Source organism: Microbacterium sp. MYb64 (assembly GCF_002979495.1).
Classification (GTDB): Bacteria; Actinomycetota; Actinomycetes; order Actinomycetales; family Microbacteriaceae; genus Microbacterium; species Microbacterium azadirachtae_A.
In genome coordinates, this window is record NZ_PCOW01000001.1 from 277,793 (window position 1) to 299,969 (window position 22,177).

The 22,177-nt window shown below is 70.8% G+C and carries 23 protein-coding genes and 1 tRNA gene; 12 read left to right on the top strand and 12 right to left on the bottom strand.

The window, feature by feature from the left end:
* Positions 1-55: 55 nt before the first annotated feature.
* Positions 56-601 (bottom strand): DNA modification methylase, encoded by a 546-nt coding sequence (locus tag CQ044_RS01340; protein WP_105686313.1) that lies wholly within the window; start codon positions 599-601, stop codon positions 56-58.
* A gap of 167 nt (positions 602-768) precedes the next feature.
* Between CQ044_RS01340 and CQ044_RS01345 the strand changes: the two genes are divergently transcribed.
* On the top strand, positions 769-1,251 hold the full coding sequence (locus CQ044_RS01345) for a CarD family transcriptional regulator (RefSeq protein WP_045273462.1): 483 nt from the start codon (positions 769-771) through the stop codon (positions 1,249-1,251).
* Between the two features lie 71 nt (positions 1,252-1,322).
* On the opposite strand, the gene CQ044_RS01350 is transcribed toward CQ044_RS01345, so the two are convergent.
* The 4 genes from CQ044_RS01350 to CQ044_RS01365 all read right to left on the bottom strand — a co-directional run bounded on the left by CQ044_RS01350 (position 1,323) and on the right by CQ044_RS01365 (position 4,500).
* On the bottom strand, positions 1,323-2,141 hold the full coding sequence (locus CQ044_RS01350; RefSeq protein ID WP_105686314.1) for an ABC transporter permease: 819 nt from the start codon (positions 2,139-2,141) through the stop codon (positions 1,323-1,325).
* Complete coding sequence (locus CQ044_RS01355; RefSeq protein WP_105686527.1) at positions 2,138-3,166, bottom strand: ABC transporter ATP-binding protein; 1,029 nt, start codon at positions 3,164-3,166, stop codon at positions 2,138-2,140. The genes CQ044_RS01350 and CQ044_RS01355 overlap by 4 nt, the downstream gene beginning before the upstream one ends.
* Before the next feature lie 94 nt (positions 3,167-3,260).
* Positions 3,261-4,154: a permease prefix domain 1-containing protein gene (locus CQ044_RS01360; RefSeq protein WP_105686316.1), complete on the bottom strand. Its 894-nt coding sequence runs from the start codon at positions 4,152-4,154 to the stop codon at positions 3,261-3,263.
* Positions 4,155-4,158: 4 nt separating this feature from the next.
* Complete coding sequence (locus CQ044_RS01365) at positions 4,159-4,500, bottom strand: PadR family transcriptional regulator (RefSeq protein ID WP_045273464.1); 342 nt, start codon at positions 4,498-4,500, stop codon at positions 4,159-4,161.
* Between the two features lie 99 nt (positions 4,501-4,599).
* Between CQ044_RS01365 and ispD the strand changes: the two genes are divergently transcribed.
* The 5 genes from ispD (at position 4,600) to CQ044_RS01390 (ending at position 10,299) form a co-directional block, all read left to right on the top strand.
* On the top strand, positions 4,600-5,793 hold the full coding sequence (gene ispD, locus CQ044_RS01370) for a 2-C-methyl-D-erythritol 4-phosphate cytidylyltransferase (RefSeq protein ID WP_105686317.1): 1,194 nt from the start codon (positions 4,600-4,602) through the stop codon (positions 5,791-5,793).
* Positions 5,794-5,906: 113 nt separating this feature from the next.
* On the top strand, positions 5,907-6,884 hold the full coding sequence (locus tag CQ044_RS01375; protein WP_105686318.1) for a zinc-binding dehydrogenase: 978 nt from the start codon (positions 5,907-5,909) through the stop codon (positions 6,882-6,884).
* A 97-nt stretch (positions 6,885-6,981) separates the two neighbouring features.
* A complete protein-coding gene (gene cysS, locus CQ044_RS01380; RefSeq protein ID WP_105686320.1) occupies positions 6,982-8,409 on the top strand; it encodes a cysteine--tRNA ligase in 1,428 nt (475 codons plus the stop codon).
* Positions 8,402-9,427: a 23S rRNA (guanosine(2251)-2'-O)-methyltransferase RlmB gene (gene rlmB / locus CQ044_RS01385; protein ID WP_105686321.1), complete on the top strand. Its 1,026-nt coding sequence runs from the start codon at positions 8,402-8,404 to the stop codon at positions 9,425-9,427. Before cysS ends, rlmB begins: the two co-directional genes overlap by 8 nt.
* 230 nt (positions 9,428-9,657) lie before the next feature.
* The gene (locus CQ044_RS01390; RefSeq protein ID WP_105686323.1) at positions 9,658-10,299 is read left to right on the top strand and encodes an NAD(P)-dependent oxidoreductase; all 642 of its coding nucleotides are present in this window, start codon (positions 9,658-9,660) and stop codon (positions 10,297-10,299) included.
* Positions 10,300-10,424: 125 nt separating this feature from the next.
* Here CQ044_RS01390 and CQ044_RS01395 read toward each other — a convergent pair whose 3' ends face one another.
* Entirely contained in the window at positions 10,425-11,726 is a 1,302-nt protein-coding gene (locus tag CQ044_RS01395; RefSeq protein WP_105686325.1) for a DUF4032 domain-containing protein, read from the bottom strand.
* Positions 11,727-11,808: 82 nt separating this feature from the next.
* Positions 11,809-12,912, bottom strand: a complete 1,104-nt coding sequence (locus tag CQ044_RS01400; protein ID WP_105686326.1) for an ABC transporter ATP-binding protein — start codon at positions 12,910-12,912, stop codon at positions 11,809-11,811.
* 284 nt (positions 12,913-13,196) lie between these two features.
* Here CQ044_RS01400 and CQ044_RS01405 point away from each other — a divergent pair, with 284 nt between their 5' ends.
* Positions 13,197-14,165 (top strand): thioredoxin domain-containing protein, encoded by a 969-nt coding sequence (locus CQ044_RS01405; RefSeq protein WP_105686328.1) that lies wholly within the window; start codon positions 13,197-13,199, stop codon positions 14,163-14,165.
* Positions 14,166-14,242: 77 nt separating this feature from the next.
* Positions 14,243-14,315, top strand: a tRNA-Thr gene (locus CQ044_RS01410).
* A gap of 10 nt (positions 14,316-14,325) precedes the next feature.
* On the opposite strand, the gene CQ044_RS01415 is transcribed toward CQ044_RS01410, so the two are convergent.
* Positions 14,326-14,961: an SOS response-associated peptidase family protein gene (locus CQ044_RS01415; RefSeq protein WP_105686329.1), complete on the bottom strand. Its 636-nt coding sequence runs from the start codon at positions 14,959-14,961 to the stop codon at positions 14,326-14,328.
* A gap of 72 nt (positions 14,962-15,033) precedes the next feature.
* On the opposite strand from CQ044_RS01415, the gene CQ044_RS01420 reads away from it, so the two are divergent.
* Complete coding sequence (locus CQ044_RS01420; protein WP_258133095.1) at positions 15,034-16,026, top strand: DMT family transporter; 993 nt, start codon at positions 15,034-15,036, stop codon at positions 16,024-16,026.
* Here the strand turns inward: CQ044_RS01420 and CQ044_RS01425 are convergent.
* Entirely contained in the window at positions 16,001-16,708 is a 708-nt protein-coding gene (locus CQ044_RS01425; RefSeq protein WP_105686330.1) for a nitroreductase family protein, read from the bottom strand. The two genes, CQ044_RS01420 and CQ044_RS01425, sit on opposite strands and share 26 nt — an antisense overlap.
* Positions 16,705-17,121, bottom strand: coding sequence for a peptide-methionine (R)-S-oxide reductase MsrB (msrB, locus tag CQ044_RS01430; RefSeq protein WP_045273474.1), 417 nt, complete (start codon positions 17,119-17,121; stop codon positions 16,705-16,707). Before msrB ends, CQ044_RS01425 begins: the two co-directional genes overlap by 4 nt.
* A gap of 105 nt (positions 17,122-17,226) precedes the next feature.
* Between msrB and CQ044_RS01435 the strand changes: the two genes are divergently transcribed.
* The 3 genes from CQ044_RS01435 to groL all read left to right on the top strand — a co-directional run bounded on the left by CQ044_RS01435 (position 17,227) and on the right by groL (position 19,901).
* On the top strand, positions 17,227-17,484 hold the full coding sequence (locus CQ044_RS01435; RefSeq protein ID WP_105686332.1) for a DUF3263 domain-containing protein: 258 nt from the start codon (positions 17,227-17,229) through the stop codon (positions 17,482-17,484).
* Positions 17,485-17,557: 73 nt separating this feature from the next.
* Positions 17,558-18,163 carry a LytR C-terminal domain-containing protein gene (locus CQ044_RS01440; protein ID WP_105686334.1) on the top strand — a complete coding sequence of 202 codons (606 nt, stop codon included), beginning with the start codon at positions 17,558-17,560 and terminating at the stop codon, positions 18,161-18,163.
* 118 nt (positions 18,164-18,281) lie between these two features.
* Entirely contained in the window at positions 18,282-19,901 is a 1,620-nt protein-coding gene (groL, locus tag CQ044_RS01445; RefSeq protein ID WP_105686336.1) for a chaperonin GroEL, read from the top strand.
* 133 nt (positions 19,902-20,034) lie between these two features.
* On the opposite strand, the gene CQ044_RS01450 is transcribed toward groL, so the two are convergent.
* Together CQ044_RS01450 and CQ044_RS01455 are read right to left on the bottom strand one after the other, a co-directional pair.
* Positions 20,035-20,322 carry a WXG100 family type VII secretion target gene (locus CQ044_RS01450; protein WP_105686338.1) on the bottom strand — a complete coding sequence of 96 codons (288 nt, stop codon included), beginning with the start codon at positions 20,320-20,322 and terminating at the stop codon, positions 20,035-20,037.
* A 145-nt stretch (positions 20,323-20,467) separates the two neighbouring features.
* The gene (locus CQ044_RS01455; RefSeq protein ID WP_045273478.1) at positions 20,468-22,174 is read right to left on the bottom strand and encodes a cell wall metabolism sensor histidine kinase WalK; all 1,707 of its coding nucleotides are present in this window, start codon (positions 22,172-22,174) and stop codon (positions 20,468-20,470) included.
* Positions 22,175-22,177: the final 3 nt, after the last annotated feature.

Sequence of the window (22,177 nt, forward strand, 5' to 3'; positions counted from 1 at the left end):
GAGAGCCCCCGCATCCTCACGGATGCGGGGGCTCTCTGCGGGGAACGGGAAGGGCTCAGCCGACCGGGGTCTCGCTGGCCGTCGGGGTCGGCTCGACCGCCGGCGCGACCGGCTTCGTGGTCGGGCTCGGCTGCGCGGTCGGCACCAGCTGCGCGTAGTACGGGAGGGTGCCGTCGAGCACGGGGATCGCGTACTTGATCCCCTCGGCGTCGCCGGACTGGAAGTAGACGTCGATGGTCTCCCCGGCCTTGGTCTCGAGGTTCTCGAAGGTCATCGGCTTCGCGTCGTCGCCTCCGAGGCTGACCGACTTCTGGCCCGCGATGCGCACGCTCTGGCTCGGGCCGTCGCCGATCGAGATGTGGATCGTCTGGGCGTCCGAGGTGGTGTTGACCAGGCCGGCGACGAGGTTGCCGAGCGTGCCGGCCTCATCCGCGACGACGAAGGCGTTGCGGACCTCGATCGGGCCGCTCTTCGGCACGTTCGCGCCGTCGGAGGCGGAGTACTCGATGGTGGTCGCCTGCGGAGTGATCCCGGCGCACCCGGTGGCGCCGACGATGACGAGGGCGCTGAGGGCGATGGACGCAGCAAGGCGCGATTTCACGGGTCCTCCAGAAAATTCACGTGATGATCCAGCACCATTCTAGGGGCACGCGCTCGCGCCGCACGGCTCGCCCCGCTCGCGCGCGGGACGGTCGGCCGGTGCGGGGGCGCGAACCTTAGCGCATTCCCGCTGTGGTATCCTGGAGGTTGCCGAAAGGACACGACTTTATGCTTTTTGAGGTTGGTGAGACCGTGGTCTATCCGCACCACGGCGCCGCGACGATCATCGAGGTCAAGGACCGTGTGATCAAGGGGGAGACCAAGAAGTACCTGAAGCTGAACGTCACGCAGGGAGACCTCATCATCGAGGTGCCTGCGGAGAACGTCGACCTGGTCGGCGTTCGCGACGTGATCGGACAAGAGGGGCTGGATCGGGTGTTCGAGGTGCTGCGCGCCCCGTTCACCGAGGAGCCGACCAACTGGTCGCGCCGCTACAAGGCGAACCTCGAGAAACTCGCCTCGGGCGATGTGATCAAGGTCAGCGAGGTCGTCCGCGACCTGTGGCGCCGTGACCAGGACCGCGGGCTGTCCGCGGGTGAGAAGCGCATGCTTGCCAAGGCCCGTCAGATCCTCACCTCCGAGCTCGCGCTCGCGGAGAAGACCGACGAGGAGAAGGCCGGTGCGCTGCTCGACGAGGTCCTCGCCTCCTGAGTTCTGCGTGAGAAGGGGTGGATGCGATGGCATCCACCCCTTCTTCGCGCCCGCGGCAGGACCGGCGGGCGTCAGATCGAACGCTGGTAGCTGCGGATCGCGCTCAGCGCCCAGGTGAACGCGAGCACGGCCAGCAGGACGAGGCCGCCGGCCTGCCACCAGCCCTGGGCCGGATACGAGCCGGTGAGGCCGCCGCGACCGAGTTCGACCGCCCAGGTCATCGGGTTCCACCGGGACACGTTCTGCACCCATTCCGGCATGGCCGTCGCGGGCATCATCGTCGTCGACAGGAACGTCGCAGGCAGCACGATCAGCTGCGACAGGCTGATGAGCGCGATCTGACTGCGCGAGATGAGCGCGACCGCCGTGGAGGCGCAGCAGAAGATCGTCGCGAGCAGCGTCGCGACGCCCAGCGCGACGAGCATGCCGCCGATGCCGCCGGGGTAGCGGGCGCCGCCGAGCCAGCCGATGCCGAGGACCACGAGCGACTGCAGGACGTTGATCACGAGCTGCTGCAGGAGCTGGCCCGCGATGATCGACGAGCGCCGCAGCGGCGAGGTCAGGTACTGGTCCATGACTCCGGAGTCGATGTCGTCGATGTAGCCGGTGCCGGCCCATGCGCCCGAGTACAGCACCGTCATCATCAGGATCCCTGGAACCAGGTAGTCGATGTAGCCGTGTCCGCCGAACTGCGGCAGGGCGCCCAGCGTCCGGAACACCTGCCCGAACAGCAGGATCCAGATGACCGGCTGGATGAGGCTCATGACGGGGCCCCAAGCCTGACGGATCGAGACGATCGACCAGCGGCGCAGCACCTGACCTGTCTGCGTGAACCAGTCGGGCCGCGCAGGGGCGCCGACGAAGGCGGGGGAGAGGGTGATCGCGCTCATGCGGCGACTTCTTCCGTGAGGGCGGACGCGGGAGCGTCGCCGAAGGTGTGGCCGACGAAGTGCAGGTACACGTCGTCGAGGGTGGGGTGGGATGCCGCGACCTGGCCGTAGCGGATCCCGGCGCCGTCGAGGGCGGCGATGACCGCGCCGACCGCGGAGGCGGCGTCGTCGGTGCGGGCGACGAGCAGGCCGTCCACACCGGCTGCTTCCACGAGCACGTCGCGCAGCCCGGGGACGCGTGAGACCGCGGCGCGGACGGCGACCGGATCCGGTTCGATGAGCGTCACGCGGACCGCGTCGCCGTGCAGCGCGGCCTTGAGCTCGTCCGGTGTGCCCTGGGCGACGGCGCGCCCGCGGTTCACCAGCAGCAGCTCGTCGGCGAGCCGGTCCGCCTCTTCCATGTAGTGCGTGGTGAGCACCACGGTGAGGGCCTCCTCGCCGGACAGGCGCCGGATCTCGGCCCACATGGCCGCACGGGCCTCGGGGTCGAGGCCCGTGGTGGGCTCGTCGAGGAAGAGCACCTGCGGGCGGTGCACGAGGGCCGCAGCGACGTCGAGGCGCCGCCGCATCCCGCCCGAGAACGTGCGCACGGGCCGGCGGGTCGCGTCGTCGAGTCCGAACTCGGTCAGCAGTCGCGCGGTGCGCGCCCTGGCGTCGGAGCCGCCCAGGCCGCGCATGCGTCCGGCGATCTCGAGGTTCTCCGTCGCCGTGAGATTCGGATCCGTTCCGGTCCCCTGCGAGACGTAGCCGATCGCCGCACGCACGTCGCCGGGGGTGTCGGTCACGTCGTGGCCGGCCACGCGGGCGCGGCCGGCGGTCGCCCGCGACAGGGTGGTGAGGATCTTGGTGGTGGTGGATTTGCCCGCGCCGTTCGGGCCGAGCAGTCCGAAGACGCGTCCGGCCGGAACCGCGAAGCTCAGGCCGTCCAGGGCGCGGACGGCGGGGCGGCGACCGCGGCCGCGGTACTCCTTGACGAGGTCTTCGGCGACGATCGCGTCGCCGTCGATGCGCTGGTGTGCGGGCATGACGAACATCCCTTCCGTGCTGAGGGTTTCTCTGTGTTGTGGGGAGGGCGGATCCGGTCTCACCGCAGTGAGGGGACCGGATCCGCCGGACCGGTCAGCGGCGGTCGCCGCTGCGCGGTGCGAAGAGCATGCGTGCCAGGAGCAGCATCATGGCGGCGAGGCCTCCGATGAAGGCGACGGGCGCCCACCACCAGCCGACGGTGAAGACGAGCACGACGATCGCGGCGAGGGTGAGGAACCAGATCACCGCCGTGTAGATCCCGAAGCGGGCGGCGGACTCCGGGTCCGTCTCGAAGCGGTTCGGCGGCATCTGCCTCATGGCGCCGCGGGTCCAGGCCTTGTGCCGATTGGTCTGCGTCGCCCCGAGGTAGGAGAACAGCGCGATGGATCCGACCAGGAGCACGGCCGCGAGGATCACGAGCCAGAGCTGGTCGAGGGCCAGCGCGAAGCCGCCGCCGAGGCCGAGCGCGAGCAGGGTGCCGCCGGTGGACAGGCCGAAGCCGACCGCCCGGGAAGCCGGCAGCGGGTGGTTCGTCGTGGTCTCCTGCAGCAGCGCGTCCGCCGTGACGATGCCGAGCGCGACCGCGACGATGGCGCCGAGCCCGGCGACGGCGAGCGGTGCGGCAGGCTGCACGAGCAGCACCACGAGGAGGATCCCGACGAGGGCGGCCGCCGCGATGAGGCTCAGCAGCACGGTGCGCACCACGAACCCTGGCTTCGGCCGCACCCTGTTGCGGGCGGTGAGCGCCTCCCAGCCCGGCGCCTCGGATGCGCCCGCGGAAGGCTCGTCCTCGAGCAGCGCGCGCACGTCGCCGAGCTCGGCGATCGCGCTCTGCGCGGCTTCGGCGGGCGAGGCGCCTGCGGCGACCCGCTCGTCGACCTGTGCTGCGAGGTTCGCGCGGATCTCCTCCTTCAGGTCCTGTGCGGCCGGAGTCATCTCGATCCCGGCGAAGGCCTCGTCCAGGAGGCGGTGGATGTCGGTGTTCATGTGCTCAGTCCTTCGCGTCCAGAAGCGTGTCGATCACGCGGCGGGTGGCGACCCAGGCCGCGACGTTGCGTCGGTACACCGCGCGGCCCGCGTCGGTGATCCGGTAGTACTTGCGACGGCCGCCCTGCGTCTCGTCGCCCCAGTAGGACTCGACCAGCCCGTCCTTCTCCAGACGGCGGTAGGTCGCGTACAGGGTGGCCTCCTTGATCTCGTGGTCCCCTCCAGTGGCGTCCCGGATGGTCTTGTAGATCTCGAAGCCGTAGCGGTCGCCGCCGCGGAGCATGCCGAGCACGATCGTGTCGGTGTGCCCGCGCAGAAGGTCCGCGGAGAAGGCGTCATCGTTCATGTCAAGTACTGTATCAGATCAAGTATTCGTTCACGCAAGGTTTTCTTGCGAATGGATCCGGACGCGGGGGAGCGGAGGATCCGGCGCTAACGTGAGAGCGTGAACGACCTCCCTTCGCCGCTCGCACGCGCCGCCGTGATCATCGTGGCCGCCGGCTCCGGCACCCGGCTCGCGGCGGGCGCGCCCAAGGCGTTCGTGCCGCTCGGCGCCCGCACGATCCTGGAGCACGCGCTCGACGGCGTCCTCGCCGCGGCGCCGTCCCAGGTGATCCTCGTCGTGCCCGCAGGGCGCGAGGCCGAGGTCTCGGCGATGGCGGGCGGCCGGCCCGTTCGGATCGTCCCCGGCGGCGACACCCGGCAGCACTCGGTGGCCGCGGGGCTCGCCGTACTCGCCGACGGCATCGACGCGGTGCTCGTGCACGACGCCGCCCGCGCGCTCACCCCGCCCGCGCAGTTCGGCGCGGTGGCGACGGCTGTCCGTCCCGGCGTCGGCGTGATCCCCGCGCTGCCGGTCGTCGACACGCTCAAGCGCGTGCATGGCGAGGACGCGGTCGCCCCGGTCGACCGTGCAGAGCTCGCCGCGGCGCAGACGCCGCAGGGCTTCCCTCGGGCGGAGCTCGTGGCCGCGTACGCGCGGGCCGCGGACGAGGGCGTCGAGTACACCGACGATGCGGCGCTCTTCGCGGCCGCCGGGGGAGCGGTGCGTCACGTCCTCGGATCCGAGGAGGCCTTCAAGATCACCACCCCGCACGACCTGGAGCGCGCCCGCATGATCCTCTCGTCCTCGGCACAGCACCCGGTCTCGGGGCCCGTGGTCCCTCGGATCGGCATCGGCACCGATGTGCACGCCTTCGCCTCGGAGGGCACCCTGCGCCTCGCCGGCCTGGACTGGCCGGGCGAGCCCGCACTCGAAGGGCACTCGGACGGCGATGCGGTCGCCCACGCGATCGTGGATGCACTGCTGGGTGCGGCAGGGCTCGGCGACATCGGGCAGCACTTCGGCACGGCGCACCCCGAATATGCGGGCGCGCACGGCGATGTGTTCCTCGCCCGCACCGCCGAGATCCTCGCCGAGGCGGGTTTTGCGATCGGCAACGTCTCCGTGCAGTTCCAGGGCAATCGGCCGCGGTTCAGCGCGCGTCGCGCCGAGGCGGAGCAGGCCCTGTCGGCGGCGCTCGGCGGGGTGCCCGTCGCGGTCTCCGCCACGACCACGGACGGGCTCGGCTTCCCGGGGCGCGGCGAAGGCATCGCGGTCACGGCTGTGGCTCTCGTGCATCCGATCGCCCAGAGCTGAATCCATAACCGTAGGGATCCTCCGGATTCGGATCCGATCCGGTGCGCACGTGCTTACGCTGGATGCCGCGGCCACCCGCCGCATTCAGCAGACGTCGCAGAGAGGTCATCGTCATGCGCGCACTCGTCCACTCCTCCTTCGGGGATCCCGCCGAAGTCCTGTCCGTGCAGGACGTGCCGTCACCCGAGCCCGGGCCGGGGCAGGTGCGACTGCGGGTGCTGCTGGCCACCGTGCACAACCACGACCTGCTGACCGTGCGCGGCCTCTACGGCTACAAGCCCGAGCTGCCGGCCCGCTCCGGCACGGAGGCGGTCGGGGTCGTCGACGCGGTCGGCGAGGGCGTCGACGCCGCGCTTCTCGGTCGCAGGGTCACCGTCGGCGGCGCCTTCGGCGCCTGGGCGGAATTCGTGCTGGCCCCCGCCGCAGGGGTCATCCCGGTGCCGGACGACATCCCGGACGAGCAGGCCGCGCAGCTCGGATCCATGCCGTTCAGCGCGATCAGCGTGCTGGACTCGCTGGGCCTCGCGGCAGGCGACTGGATGATCCAGAATGCGGCCAACGGCGCCGTCGGGCGCATGGTCGCCCAGCTGGGCGCCGCCCGCGGCGTGCACGTGGTCAGCCTGGTCCGCCGCGCGGAGGGGATCGTCGAGCTCGAGGCGCAGGGAGTGCAGAACGTCGTCGCGACGGACGCGGAGGACTGGCAGGACCGGGTGCGCGCGCTCACCGCCGGCGCGGCGATCCGCGCCGGCATCGACTCCGTCGGCGGCGAAGCGAGCGGTCAGGTCGCCGCGATGCTGGGCGAGGGCGGTCTGCTCGTCGTGTTCGGCGCGATGGCGTCGCCGACCATGCGGATCTCCTCGGGCGACGTGATCTTCAAGCAACTGACCGTGCGCGGCTTCTGGGGCTCGAAGGTCGCCGCGGCGATGCCCGCGGACCAGCGCGGCGCGCTCTTCGGCGAGCTGCTGCAGCGCATCCGCGAGGGCGTGCTCACCCTCCCGGTCTCCGCCGTGCTCCCGTTCGACCGGGTCGCGGAGGCCTCGGAGGACAACCTCCGCGCCGGGCGCGAGGGCAAGATCCTGCTGCGTCCCTGATCGCGGACGGAGCCCCGGGGTGATCGCGCGAGCCGCTCGCGCGATCGCCCCGGAAACCCGCCGCGGTCTCGCAGGGGCGCCCCGGTAGGCTTGTGCGGTGACGATCCGCCTCCATGACACGCGCGCGCAGGAACTGCGCGACTTCGTTCCGCTCGATCCCTCGAACGTGACGATGTACGTGTGCGGACCCACGGTGCAGTCCGGCCCGCACATCGGGCACGTGCGCGCGGCGCTGAGCTTCGACCTGCTGCGGCGCTGGCTGCAGCTGCGCTACGGACGCGTCACGTTCGTCCGCAACGTCACCGACATCGACGACAAGGTGCTCGCGAACGCGACCGACGCCGAGCCGTGGTGGGGCCTGGCCTACCGGATGGAGCAGGAGTTCTCGGCGGCGTACGCGGCCGTCGGGATCCAGCCGCCCACGTACGAGCCGCGGGCGACGGCCTCGATCCCGCAGATGCAGGAGCTCATCGAGCGCCTCATCGAGCGCGGTCACGCCTACCCGGCCGCCGACGGATCGGGCGACGTCTACTTCGACGTGCGCAGCTGGTCCGCCTACGGCGAGCTCACGCATCAGTCCGTCGACGCGATGGAGGTCCAGGAACCGGTCCCTGAGCCCGTCGAAGGGCCTCGCGGCAAGCGCAACCCGCAGGACTTCGCCCTCTGGAAGGGCACGAAGCCCGGCGAGCCGGCCGATGCGACCTGGGCGTCCCCCTGGGGCGCCGGGCGTCCCGGCTGGCACATCGAGTGCTCCGCCATGGCGCGGCGCTACCTCGGCGACGAGTTCGACATCCACGGCGGCGGTCTCGACCTCCGCTTCCCGCACCACGAGAACGAGCTGGCGCAGTCGACCGCGGCGGGCGACGCGTTCGCCCGGTACTGGGTGCACAACGGCCTCGTGACCGTCGACGGGCAGAAGATGTCGAAGTCGCTCGGCAACTTCACCCTCGCCGCCGATGTGCTCGGGCAGCACGATCCGCTCGTCGTGCGCTACGCGCTGGCCGCGGCGCACTACCGCTCGAGCCTCGATCTCTCCGACTCGTCGTGGAGCGAGGCCGAGGCGGCGCTGGGGCGGATCCGCACCTTCCTGGAGCGGGCGCAGCGGATCGTCGGCGGAGACGGCGGGATGGCGACGGGATCGCTTCCTGCCTCGTTCGCGTCCGCGATGGACGATGATCTCGGCGTGCCGCAGGCGCTCGCCGTGCTGCACGAGACCGTGCGCGCGGGCAACGCAGCGCTGGACCGCGGCGACGCCGACGAGGTTCGTGCTTCGCTGAGCGCCGTGCGGGCGATGACCGGCGCGCTCGGCATCGATCCGTTCTCGCCCGAATGGCGGGCGTCCGGATCCGACACGAAGACCACCACCGCGCTGGACGCGCTCGTGCAGGCGATGATCGCCCAGCGCGCGCAGGCCCGTGCGGACAAGGACTGGCCCGCCGCCGACCGCATCCGCGATGCGATCGGTGCGGCGGGCATCACCCTGGAGGACACTCCAGACGGAACTCATTGGAGTATCGATGGCTAAGCCGAGCAGGCCCGGAGCGGGCAACAGCAAGAAGAAGGGCGCCACCAAGGGCAGCGGCGGCAACGGCCGCAAGGCTCTCGAGGGCCGCGGCAACACCCCGAAGGCCGAAGACCGCGCCTGGCACGTCGCCGGCAAGCGCAAGGCGGCGCAGGAGCGCTACGCCGCCGCGGGCGGCAAGGGTCGCCCCGGCGCACGATCGGGCGCAGGCCAGAAGCCGCAGGGCGGATCCAACCCGAACCGCCGCGTGTCCTCGTCGTCGGCCTCGAACGACACCGAGACCGTCACCGGGCGCAACTCGGTGCTCGAGGCGCTGCGCACCAAGATCCCCGCGACCACGATGTACATCGCGCAGCGCGTGGAGATGGACGACCGCGTCAAGGAGATGCTCGCGATCGCCCGGCACCGCGAGATCCCCGTGCTCGAGGTCACCCGTCAGGAGCTGGACCGCATGGCGGGCTTCGACGGCGTGCACCAGGGCGTCGCGCTCAAGGTCCCGCCGTACGAGTACGCGCACCCGCAGGACCTGCTCGAGGAGATCATCGACCGCGGCCAGACGCCGCTGTTCGTGGCGCTGGACGGGATCACCGACCCCCGCAACCTCGGCGCGATCATCCGCTCGACGGCCGCGTTCGGCGGACACGGCGTGATCCTGCCGCAGCGCCGCTCGGCGAGCGTGAACTCCGCCGCGTGGAAGACCAGCGCCGGAGCCGCGGCCCGCATCCCCGTCGCGCTCGCCGCGAACCTCACGTCCATGCTCAAGGAGTTCAAGAAGCAGGGCGTGTTCGTGCTGGGCCTCGACGGCGGCGGCGACGTCTCGCTGCCGGCGATCGAGCTCGCGGATCGACCCGTCGTGATCGTGGTCGGATCCGAGGGCAAGGGCCTCTCGCGCCTCGTCACGGAGACCTGCGACCAGATCGTCTCGATCCCGATCTCGGCGGCCACCGAGTCGCTCAACGCCGGCATCGCCGCCTCGGTCGCGCTGTACCAGGTCTCGACCGTCCGCGCCGCGAAGGGCTGACCTCCGCGAGCCCGCACGGCGCCGTGGGTGCGCCGTGCGGGGCTCGGGCACGCCGCGCGGCCGCGGCCCAGGGTGCGCGCCGCGGGACGCATGACCGACAGCGCATCGCGTTGACCGCACGTGCACATCCGTGCAGGATCCGCGCGACCCGGAATAGCGCGCGGCCGCGGATCCTTGCATCTCCCGAACCCGGTGCAGAAACAACCGGGACGGGAACGGAAGGAACGCGCATGGCTCGCATCGTCGTCATCGGAGGAACCGGCTACGCCGGTCGTCACATCGTCCAGGAAGCCGCGTCGCGCGGGCACGAAGTCGTCTCGATCTCGCGCTCCGAGCCGTCCGCTCCCGTCGACGGCGTCACGAACGTGCAGGGCTCGGTGACCGACCTCGACACCCTCGGCGACGTGTTCGAGAACGCCGACGTCGTGGTGTCGGCGCTGTCCCCGCGCGGCGACATGGAGCAGGCCGTCATCCCCGCCCTGTCCGCGCTGGTCGACAAGCTCAGCGGCACGGGGACGCGCGTGAGCGTCGTCGGCGGCGCCGGCGGCAGCCTCTCGGCGCCCGGCGGCCCGCGCCTGATCGACCTCGACTTCCCCGACGAGTACAGGCACGAGGCGCAGGTCGGCGTCGACTCCCTCGCGCTGCTGCAGAACGCCGACGCGTCGCTGGACTGGTTCTTCGTGCACCCCGCCGAGGTCTTCGGACCCTGGGCCGAGGGCGAGCGCACCGGCTCCTACCGCGACGGCGGCGACGTGGTTGTGCGCGACGCCGACGGCAACTCGACCATCTCCGGCGCCGACTTCGCACTCGCCGTCGTGGACGAGATCGAGAACGGCAAGCACAGCCGCGAGCGCTTCACCGTCGGCTACTGACCCCGCCCGACACCGCCGATCTGACCGCGAGACTCCATCTCCGCGACGAGAATGCGCTCCAGCAGCGCAGTCTCGTCGCCCAGATGGAGTCTCGCGGTCGATAGGGGCGGGGGAGACCCGGGGGCTCAGACGAGGTCGCGCCAGTCGATGTCGGGGTCGTCGTCGACGGGGACGGATCCGGTGATGACCGGGAGCGACATCGTCTCGGTCGGCGGGCCCATGATCGTCGCCTCGTCGCGGCGATGCCGCAGTACATCGTTGATGTAGGAGGTCAGCACCTCGGCCAGGGGCACCGACCGCCCCCGCGCCTGCGACATGTACCAGCGGTGCTCGAGCACCTGGTGGAACACCTCGGCAGGCTCGAGCTTGGCGCGCAGGTCGTAGGGGATCGCGCGCACCACCGGCTCGAACACGCGCGTGAGCCATTCGTGCGCGTACATCTCCTCGTCCGCCCACTGCTTGGTGGAGCGGGCACGGAACTCGTCCAGATCGTTCAGCAGTCGCCGGGCCTGGTTCTCCTCGACATCGAGGCCGGTCAGGCGGATGAGGCGGCGCTGATGGTGGCCGGCATCCACGACCTTCGGCTCGATCTCCACCCTGGTGCCGTCCGCGGTGGTCTGGATCGACATCTCGCCGATGTCGAAGCCGAGCGCGTTCAGCCGTTCCACGCGCTCGGTGATCCGCCACGCCTCGCCCGCGGCGAAAGACTCGTGCGCGGTCAGCGCGGCCCATAGCGAGCGGTACGACGACACGATGCCGTCCGCGATCGCGACCGCGTCCACGCCCCGCTCGAGCCGTCCGCCGGCGGCGAGATCCAGGATTTCCCCGGCGATGTTGGTGCGGGCCAGATCCAGGTCATAGGCGCGCTGGCCGTCGGTCAGCCCCTCCTCGTGCAGCTCGCCGGTCTCTGCATCGACGAGGTAGGCGGCGAACGCCCCGGCGTCGCGGCGGAACAGCGCGTTCGAGAGCGACACGTCGCCCCAGTAGAAGCCGACGTTGTGCAGACGCACGAGCAGCAGTGCGAGCGCGTCGACGAGGCGCGTGGCGGTGTCCGGCCGCAGCACCCGGGTGAACAGCGCCCGGTACGGCATCGAGAAGCGCAGGTGCGAGGTCACCAGGGCCGCCGGCAGAGCTTCGCCCTTACTGTCCGTGCGACCGGCGATCACCGCGACGCGGGACACGCAGGGCACGTCGAGGCGGGCGAGGTTGCCCAGCATCTCGTACTCGCGGCGCGCCATCTCCTCCGTGGTCTCCTTCACCGCGACGACGGATCCGGACAGATCCGCGAAGCGCACCAGGTGACGGGAGAGACCCTTCGGGAGCGAGACGATCACCTCGGACGGCCATTTCGACAGCGGCTGCGACCAGGGCAGTGACAGCAGGCCGGGATCCACGGCGCTCGCGGTGATGGTCAGCGCGTCCTTCAACGGTGCTCCTCGGGGGGATCGGCGGGGGAGACGACGACGCGGCGCGGGGGATATCCCCCGCGCCGCGTCGATCAGACGGTGATCAGGAAGCGGCGATCGGCTTCTTGTTCAGGCGCTCGCCCGACTCGAGGTCGAAGGCGTGCGCGTGGCCCGGGTTGGCCGCGAGCGTGACGGTCTCGCCCGCGTTCGGGTGGTTGCGACCGTCGACGCGCGCGACCAGGTCGGTGCGCTTGCCGTTGATCTCGGTGTGGCCGTAGAGGTAGCCGTCCGCGCCGAGCTCCTCGACGAGGTCGACGACGACCGAGAGGCCCTTGCCGTCGGCAGGTCCCACGGTGATGTCCTCGGGGCGCACGCCGATCGTGACCTGCGAACCCGTGGCGCCGCTGACCGTCTCACGGTCGAGCGGGACGACCTCGGAGCCGAACTGCACGCCGCCGTCGGCGAGGTCGGAGGTGAACAGGTTCATCGCGGGGGAGCCGATGAAGCCGGCGACGAAGACGTTGCTCGGGTTCTCGTACAGATCGCGCGGCGAGCCGACCTGCTGCAGCAGACCGTCCTTGAGCACGGCGATCCGGTCGCCCATGGTGAGCGCCTCGGTCTGGTCGTGCGTGACGTAGACCGTGGTGACGCCGAGGCGGCGCTGCAGCGAGGCGATCTGGGTGCGGGTCTGCACGCGGAGCTTGGCGTCGAGGTTGGACAGCGGCTCGTCCATGAGGAACACCTGGGGCTGGCGCACGATCGCACGGCCCATCGCGACGCGCTGACGCTGGCCACCGGAGAGGGCCTTCGGCTTGCGGGTCAGGTAGGGCTCGAGGTCGAGCAGCTTGGCGGCCTCGAGGACGCGGGCGGCGCGCTCCTCCTTGCCGACGCCGGCGATCTTGAGCGCGAAGCCCATGTTCTCGGCGACGGTCATGTGCGGGTACAGCGCGTAGTTCTGGAACACCATCGCGATGTCGCGGTCCTTCGGCGGGACGTCGGTCACGTCGCGGTCGCCGATGAGGATGCGGCCCGCGTTGACCTCTTCGAGGCCGGCGAGCATACGCAGGGAGGTGGACTTTCCGCAGCCGGAGGGGCCGACCAGAACCAGGAACTCGCCGTCGGCGATCTCGATGTTCAGCTTGTCGACCGCGGGGCGGGTGCCGCCGGGGTAGAGCCGGGTGGCCTCGTCGAAGGTCACAGTTGCCATTGTCTTCTCCTTCACCGGCAGGTACGTGCCGGACGATCCGTAGTGAAAAAGCGACGAGGGTGAACCCGCCGTGGCCCGCCATCGGACCGGGATCAGTATGACATGAGAGCTCCCGACCGGTCCAGCGTCACCGGCGAAGCGCTTTCCGAACGGAATCTCGCAGGGTCCGACCAGGGGCCGTCTGGTCATTTCTCAGCCTCCCTGGCTAGCATCGAACCCGTGCCGTGCCGCTCCCGTCGGCGCTGGCGAACGGGGATGCCCATCCCGAGGAATCAAGAGGAACGATGTCGAGCGACGAAACGCCGAACGTCCCCACGCCCTCGCACTCTCGTGCGGCCGTGCGGGAGAAGGCCCAGCAGGTGAACGCCAAGCAGTCCCGCGCCCGGATCATGCGACGAGTGATCATCGCCGTGGTCGCGATCGTCGTGGTCGGCGCCGCGGGCGGCGCCGTGGCCTGGGCCGTGGGCTCCGCCGTGTCGAAGCCGTCGCTCACCCCGTCGAACCTCCAGGACGACGGCGTCGTCGTGACCAAGGAGGATCTCGCCGCGGCGCGTGCCGGGTCCGCGAGCACGCCCACTCCCTCTCCGACCACCGCCGGCACGCCTGCGGCGACCGAAACCGCTTCGCCGACGCCCGATCCGACGGCCACCGCGGGCACGGTCGACATCCACGTCTACGTCGACTACCTCTCGCCGGGCGCCAGCGACTTCGAGCGCGCGAACGCGAAGCAGCTCGCCACCTGGGTCGATCAGGATGCGGCCACCGTGACCTACCACCCCGTCGCGCTGCTGACCGCGAACTCCAACGGCACCAAGTACTCGCTGCGCGCCGCGTCCGCCGCGGCCTGCGTCGCCTCGATGCAGCCCGACGTCTTCTACGCGTTCAACCACGCGCTCCTCATCGATCAGCCGAAGCAGGACACCGACGGCAAGAGCGACAAGGAGCTCATCGACCTCGCCGTCTCGAGCGGCGTCAAGGACGCCAAGGGCCTGCAGAACTGCGTCGACGAGAGCACCTACGACTCCTGGGTGAAGGACGTCACGCAGCGGGCCGTGGACGGCCCGCTGCCCGGGTCGAAGAAGGGCGCCCTGAGCGGCGCGCCGACGATCGTCGTGAACGGCCAGGTCTACGCCGGATCCCTCACGGACGCCGCCGAGTTCAGCCAGTTCGTGCTGTCCGTCGCGAGCGACTCGTACTACGGCACGAGCGCCCCGACGGTCTCGCCCACGCCGTCGCCCTCGACCGCGAAGTAGCGCGCGGATCCGCCCCGGTGCGTGCGTGCCGGGGCGTCGCGCATTGCTACGCTGGGAGCGGCTCTCGGGCCACTCTCGCCTCCTTAGCTCATCTGGTAGAGCAGCGGCCTTGTAAACCGCAGGTGGCCGGTTCGAGTCCGGCAGGAGGCTCCCATCCCGCTCAGGGCGACGCGGTCATGGATGCGGTCTGCACCCGCTGCGTCGCGTCTGCCGAGGCCAGCAGTGCGTCGTCCATGAGCTCGCGCGTGGGTGCGCCGTCCAGCCAGTCCTGTGCGAACGCCGCCGGCAGCAGAACGGGCATGCGGTCGTGGATCCCGGCCAGGCGCGCCGGCGCGGGCTGCATCACGATCGAGTAGCACGTGAACCAGGATCCGTCTTCGGCGCGCCCGCGCTGCGTCACCGCCGCCATGCCGAACAGGGCGCCGTCCAGGCCGAATTCGTGCCAGGACTTCGACGGCTTCTGCATCTCGAACCACCGCGTGGCGGGCACGATCGCCCGACCGCGCAGGCTTCCCGGACGCTCCTGCAGGCGTTCGGAGCGCGTGTTGATGGACGGGAAGCGCGAGGGTCTGCCATCGACGAGGAAGCCCCACCATGCCTCCTCGAGCTGCGGCGTCCGCGACTCCGAGGGCACGAGGATCGGGTTGAGGTTGCGCAGCAGCCGTCCGGTGGGGCGCAGGGTCTCATCCGCGTTGCGCCGCGCCCAGGCGCGGATGCCCTCCATGAGTTCGTCGTCGGCCTCCTCGATCAGCTGCTGATAGCTGAACCGGGGATCCAGACCGTAGCTCGCGCACATGGAGGGAGCGTACCTCCGCCCTCGGACATCGGCGAGGGCAGAGCACCGATGCGCGGCGGTAGGCTCGGGACAGTGACAGTGCACACCCCGACGCCGAGGCGCGGCCGCACCGCGCTGGCGCTCGGCGGAGCAGTCGCGATCGGCGCGATGACGGCGATCCAGGCGCGCGTGAACGGGCAGCTCGGAGTGCACCTCGACAACGGGATCCTCGCCGGCTGGGTGTCCTTCGCCGTGGGCCTGGTGCTGCTGAGCTTCCCCGTGCTGCTCACGCGCTCCGGACGCCTGGCGCTCGGGCGCCTGTGGCGAGGGATCCGCACCGGAGACGTGCCATGGTGGATGCTGCTCGGCGGCGCCTGCGGCGCGCTGACCGTGTCGACGCAGGGACTCGTCGCGGGCGTGCTCGGGGTCGCCCTGTTCAGCGTCGGCGTGGTGGCTGGTCAGACGCTGCACGGCCTGCTGCTGGACCGGTTCGGCTTCGGACCCGCCGGCGTGGTGGCCATCACCCCCGGAAGGCTCATCGGCGGCGCGTGCGCCCTCATCGCGGTCGGCGTCTCCCTCGGCGGAGACGTGCTCGGCCGGGCGCCGTGGTGGATGCTGGTGCTGCCGTTCCTCACCGGTGCGGGCATCGCGTTCCAGTCCGCCGTGAACGGCAGACTCGGACAGCGCATCGCCTCGCCCCTCGGCGCGACGTACATGAGCTTCGTCGGGGGAGTGCTCGTGCTCTCCGTGTCGGCGGGCGCGAGCCTGCTCGTCACGGGAGCGCCAGAGCCGTTGCCGGCGGCCTTTCCCGGCGATCTGTGGCTCTACCTGGGCGGGCTGCTCGGCGCGTCCTACATCCTGCTGGGCGTGGTCATCGTGGCCCGCACGGGAGTGCTGCTGATGGGGCTCGGCGCCGTGCTCGGTCAGCTCGCGGTGTCGGTGCTGATCGATCTGATCTGGCCGCCTGCTGCGGGACCCGCCGCATGGCAGGTCGTCGTCATGGTGCTCGCCGCGGTGCTGTCGGTGCTGGCCGCGCTGCCGTGGCGGAGCCGCCGGCGGCTCAGCTCCGCTTCTCGGCCTTCCTGAGCTTTCGCTCCGCCTTCTCGGCCTTCTTCCGCTTCTCGGCCTTCTTGGCGGCCTTCTTCGCCCTCTTCTTCGCCTTCTTCTTCGCCTTCTTCCCGCAGGCGTCGGGCTTTCCGGGATCCTGCGCCGGCACGCCGTCGTGGTCCGCGCGCTCGGCCGGCATGCGGGAGAGCACGGCCTCGGCGTCGACGGGTGAGCGCCGGCCCGGTTCCTTCCCCGGCTTGCCGCCCACGTAGAGCCATCCGAGCAGCTCCTCGTCGGGTCCGAGCCCGTGCGTGCGCGCCACGGCCGCGGCGCGGGTGTAACCGCCTGTGCGCCAGATGACGCCCCAGCCGGCCTCGTCGAGCAGCAGGCTGAGCACGTGCGCGACGCCCGAGGCGACCGCCTCCTGCTCCCAGCGCGGCACCTTGTCGCTGCGCCGGTAGCTGGCGACGACGGCGATCAGGAGGGAGGCGCGCAACGGCTTGGACGACGGAGAGGAGTCGCCCGTCGCCTCCGCGATCGCGGATCCCAGCCGCTCCCGGTCCTCCCCGCGCAGCTCGATCAGGCGCCACGGCCGGAGCGAGGAGTGATCGGCGACCCGGCCGGCGGCGGCGATCAGCGGCAGCAATTGTTCGCGCGTCGGCGCCTCGGGCGTGACCTTGGACCAGGACTGCCGGCGTCGGACGGCCTCGAGCGCGCTCATGCCTCGGTGGCGGATTCGTCGGGCTGGAAGGACAGCGCGATCGAGTTCATGCAGTAGCGGTCGCCGGTCGGCGTGCCGAACCCGTCCGGGAAGACGTGGCCAAGGTGCGAACCGCAGTTCGCGCAGCGCACCTCGGTGCGGGTCATCCCGAGGCTGGTGTCCTCGATGAGCTGCACGGCCTCGGGGCGGACGGATTCGTAGAAGCTCGGCCAGCCGCAGCCGGAGTCGAACTTCGTGCCGCTGCGGAACAGCTCGGAACCGCACGCGCCGCAGGTGTAGAGGCCTGCGCGGTGCTCGTCGAGCAGCTCGCCGGTCCACGCCCGTTCGGTCGCGGCCTCGCGCAGCACGGCGTACTGCTGCGGGTCGAGCTCGGCCCGCCATTCGGCGTCGGTCTTGGTCACGCGATGCGACATGGATCCTCCCAGGGTCGGATCCATTCTCCCGCGTTCCGCGCGCCGAGGGGCCACGGGCAGGCGCGCCGTCCTCGAACGGCACCCCTCGGGACGTAGCCTGGAACGGTGACCGACCTCCTGAGCGACCGCGAGCGCGTCATCCTCGCGTTCGAGGCGCGGCGCCCCGGGCACTCCAGTGCCAAAGAAGAGGCGATCCGGGCCGAGCTGGAGCTCACTCCGGCGCGGTACTACCAGCTTCTGGACCGGGTCATCGATTCCGAGCAGGCGCTGGTCGAGGATCCGATGCTGGTGCGTCGTCTTCGCCGGATCCGCGAGGATGCGGCCGCGCGTCGGGCCGGTCGCACCGCGCTCTCCGCCCGCTGAGCCGAGGACTCGCCTCGTACTCCCGGCCTGTCGTTCACGGAAACCGCAGGAGCACCCCGGATAACATCATGGAATGCCTGAATCCGCCCGCGACCGATTCGACGTGATCCCGCACGCCCAGGGCCGGGTCGGCGCCCACCGCGCCGAGAACCCCGGGATGCGCGGCTGGTTCGTGCTGCTCTGGGCCGCCGTGGCGACCGCGGTGCTCATCGCCATCGGCATCTTCGCCGCGATGCTCGCGATGGGCAGGATCAGCTTCGACACCAGCACGCCGATGCCCAGCGTGTCACGGACGGCGACCGCCTCCGCTCCGGCGCTGGACACGTCGTACGCCGTGCTGGTGCTGAATGCGACCACGGCGAACGGCCTCGCCGCGAGCACACGCGACACGATCGTCGCCGCCGGGTTCGCCGGGAACGCGGTGGCCGCGAGCGACGCCAGCACGCAGGACTTCCCGGCGACGACGGTCTACTACAAGACCGAGGCGGACAAGTCCGCGGCGCAGGCGCTCGCGAACCTCATCGGGGCGACGAAGATCGCCCTGAGCGATCAGTACGGCGACGACGTCGTGGCCGGTCAGAAGCAGCTGACGGTGGTGCTCGGGCAGGATCTCGCGAAGAACGCTCCGACGACCGAGCCGACCCCCGCCGACACCTCGGGCGACGGTTCGACGGGCTGAGTTCGGACGCTCCCTCCGCGGCTTGCACTCACAGGGGTCGAGTGCCAGACTGGGTTTAGCACTCGACTGATCTGAGTGCTAAACCCAATGTCTACGTCCAGGAGGGACGACAGAACTCATGGCAAAGATCATCGCTTTCGATGAGGAGGCCCGTCGCGGTCTCGAGCGCGGCCTGAACATCCTGGCCGACGCGGTCAAGGTGACCCTCGGCCCGCGTGGCCGCAACGTCGTGCTCGAGAAGAAGTGGGGCGCCCCCACGATCACGAACGACGGCGTCTCCATCGCCAAGGAGATCGAGCTCGACGACCCGTACGAGAAGATCGGCGCGGAGCTCGTCAAGGAGGTCGCGAAGAAGACCGACGACGTCGCCGGAGACGGCACCACGACCGCCACCGTGCTCGCACAGGCGCTCGTCCGCGAGGGCCTGCGCAACGTGGCCGCCGGTGCCGACCCGATCAGCCTGAAGAAGGGCATCGAGAAGGCCGTCGCCGCCATCACCGCCGAGCTGCTCGCCTCCGCCAAGGAGATCGAGTCGAAGGAGCAGATCGCCGCCACCGCGTCGATCTCGGCCGCCGACCCGGAGATCGGCGAGCTCATCGCCGAGGCCATCGACAAGGTCGGCAAGGAGGGCGTGGTCACGGTCGAGGAGTCCCAGACCTTCGGCACCGAGCTCGAGCTCACCGAGGGCATGCGCTTCGACAAGGGCTACCTGAACCCGTACTTCGTCACGGACCCGGACCGCCAGGAGGCCGTCTTCGAGGACGCGTACATCCTCATCGCGAACCAGAAGATCTCGAACATCAAGGACCTTCTGCCCGTCGTCGACAAGGTGATCCAGGACGGCAAGGAGCTCGTCATCATCGCCGAGGACGTCGAGGGCGAAGCCCTCGCGACCCTGGTGCTGAACAAGATCCGCGGCATCTTCAAGTCCGTCGCCGTCAAGGCTCCGGGCTTCGGCGACCGTCGCAAGGCGCAGCTGCAGGACATCGCCATCCTCACCGGTGGCACCGTGATCACCGAGGAGGTCGGTCTCAAGCTCGAGAACGCGACCCTCGACCTGCTGGGCCGTGCGCGCAAGGTCATCGTCACCAAGGACGAGACCACGATCGTCGAGGGTGCCGGCGACGCCGAGCAGATCGCCGGTCGCGTGACCCAGATCCGTCGCGAGATCGAGAACACCGACAGCGACTACGACCGCGAGAAGCTGCAGGAGCGCCTCGCCAAGCTCGCCGGCGGCGTGGCCGTCATCAAGGCGGGCGCGGCCACCGAGGTCGAGCTCAAGGAGCGCAAGCACCGCATCGAGGACGCCGTCCGCAACGCGAAGGCCGCCGTCGAGGAGGGCATCGTCGCCGGTGGTGGCGTCGCGCTGATCCAGTCCGGCACGAAGGCCCTCAACGGCCTCGAGCTCGCGGGCGACGAGGCGACCGGCGCGAACATCGTTCGCGTCGCGATCGAGGCGCCGCTCAAGCAGATCGCCCTCAACGCCGGTCTCGAGCCGGGTGTCGTCGCGCACAAGGTCTCCGAGCTCTCCACGGGTCACGGCCTCAACGCCGCGACCGGCGAGTACGGCGACATGTTCGCACAGGGCATCATCGACCCGGCCAAGGTCACCCGCTCGGCGCTGCAGAACGCCGCGTCGATCGCCGGCCTGTTCCTCACCACCGAGGCCGTCGTCGCCGACAAGCCGGAGAAGGCGCCGGCCATGCCGGCCGACCCGTCCGGCGGCATGGACTTCTGAGTCCATCCCCCTTTCGAGAAGGCCCCCGGGATCCGTCCCGGGGGCCTTCTCCGTGTTCGGAGCGAGCGCGCGCGGCGGCGCGGCGGCGCGGGCCCGTGGTGCCCCGTGGCCGGTCGGCGCGCCCGGCGCCTGGTCAGCGGAACAGCGCGGCGGTCTCGATCTCTGCCTGCGCATAGAACTGCTCGGCGGATCCGAGGGCCTGCGCGATCGCGGCGAGGGCCTGCTCCACGTGGGCCTGCGCGCCGCGCCACTGCTCCGTGGCGTTCTGGCAGGCGAGGGCGGCGGGTCCGCGCCAGGACGACTGCAGCAGGGTCATCTGCGAGAGCATGGTCGCCGAGTCGCTCTGCAGCCGGTCGGCGGTGGCCTGGGCGGAGAGCCTGGTGGCGGAGACCGCGTCGGTGTCGACGCTGAAGACGGTCATGGGGGGATCCTTTCGTCGAGGTGCATCGGATGCGTTCGACGATAAGGATCGGGGTGGCACCGTTTCGGGCTCATCGCGCAATCCGTGCGGAGCCCCGTGGGAGCCCGAGATGTGCGGACCTATCCGGGCGCGGCGAGGAGCGCGCTCAGCGCGAGAGATCGAGCGGCTCGATGGGCTGCGTGTCCTGCAGCAGGTGCTCGGGTGTCGCCCGCGGCGGAGCGAGCGGCAGCGACACCGTGAACGTCGCGCCGCCGCCCGGCGTCTCGGTCACCTGCACCGAACCGTTCAGCGCCCGCACGATGGACGCCACGATCGCGAGGCCGAGGCCCGCGCCGCCGGTGTCCCTGGTGCGCGAGGAGTCGGCGCGCCAGAAGCGCTGGAAGATCTGATCCCTGATCTGCTCAGGCACGCCCTCGCCGTGATCCACGATCGAGAACCAGCCCACGTCCCTGCGCCGATCCGCGCCGACGACGACCTCGATCGGGGAATCGCCGGGGGAGAAGCGGCGGGCGTTGCCCAGCAGGTTCGCGATCACCTGGCGCACCTTGTTCTCCTCGCCGAGCACGATCGGCGGGGTGGAGACGGGGGCGACGATCGCTTCGGAGAAGTCGATCTCGGGAACCGGGTCGCCGTCCCTCGGACGACGGCGCAGGATCGCCGGTATGCGGCCGCGCGTGGGCGTGCTGCGGGTCACGGGAGCGGGTCGCGTGATCGCGGTGGCGGAACGAACGGGCGGATCCGTGGGATGCGCCTCGGCGGTCATGTCGACGACCGTGACGGGGCGCTCCGGTGCGGCGGCGCGAAGGTCGAGCGCGGCGTCCTGCGCGAGCGGACGCAGGTCGAGCGGTTCGATGGTCAGCTCGCGCTGCTCGTCCAGGCGGGCGAGGGCGAGCAGATCCTCGACGAGCACGCCCATCCGCAGCGCCTCCTTCTCGATCCGGTCCATCGCGCGCGCGGTGTCCTCACCGGGCTTGATCGCGCCCATCCGGTAGAGCTCGGCATAGCCGCGAACGCTCACGAGCGGCGTGCGTAGCTCATGGCTGGCGTCGCCGACGAAGCGGCGCATCTGCTGCACGGAGCGGTCGCGCTGGGAGATCGCCGCGTCGAGGCGGTCGAGCATGGTGTTGATGGCGCCGTTCAGCCGTCCCACCTCGGTGGTCGGTTCGAGGTCCGTGAGCCGCTGGCTGAAGTCGCCCGCGGCGATTGCCATCGCGGTGGACTCCACGCGCCCCAATCGGCGGAACGCCAGTGTCACCAGTCCTCGGGTCGCCAGCGCGGCGATGATGATCGTCACGAGCGCCACGGTGGTGAACACGCCGAAGAACGTCGCGAGGATGCGGTCCGGCTCGTCCAGCGAGACCGCGACCATCTGCGTGTACGTGATGTTGGTGCTGGGATCCTCGCGCACCGCGACCGCCGCGCGGAACTCGGATCCGTCCGCGCCGCGCAGGACCATCGGCTCCGTGCGTCCGGCGTCGAGCGTCGCGCGGGCCAGGGGATAGGAGGTCGGGAACTCGGGCTTGACGGCCTTCGGCGCGCCGCCGCCCGCGTACACGAGCGCACCCCCCGTGTCGTAGACGGCGACGAAGTAGTCGGCGAGGCCGAGGGTCTCGTCCTTGAGGGTGACGCTGAACGCGCCGTATCCGTCAGGGGTGATCGTGGCGAGGTCGCTCGTCACGAGGGTCGGCAGCTGGGACTCGACGTTGTCGATGAGCAGGTTGCGCAGGATCGGCATGGTGCCGATCCCGGTGACGACCAGGCCGAGCGCGAGCACGCCGACGGTGACGCCGGTCACCTTCGCGCGAAGGCTGATCCGGCGCCACCATCGCGTGATCGCGTCGGGCTCTGCCATCCG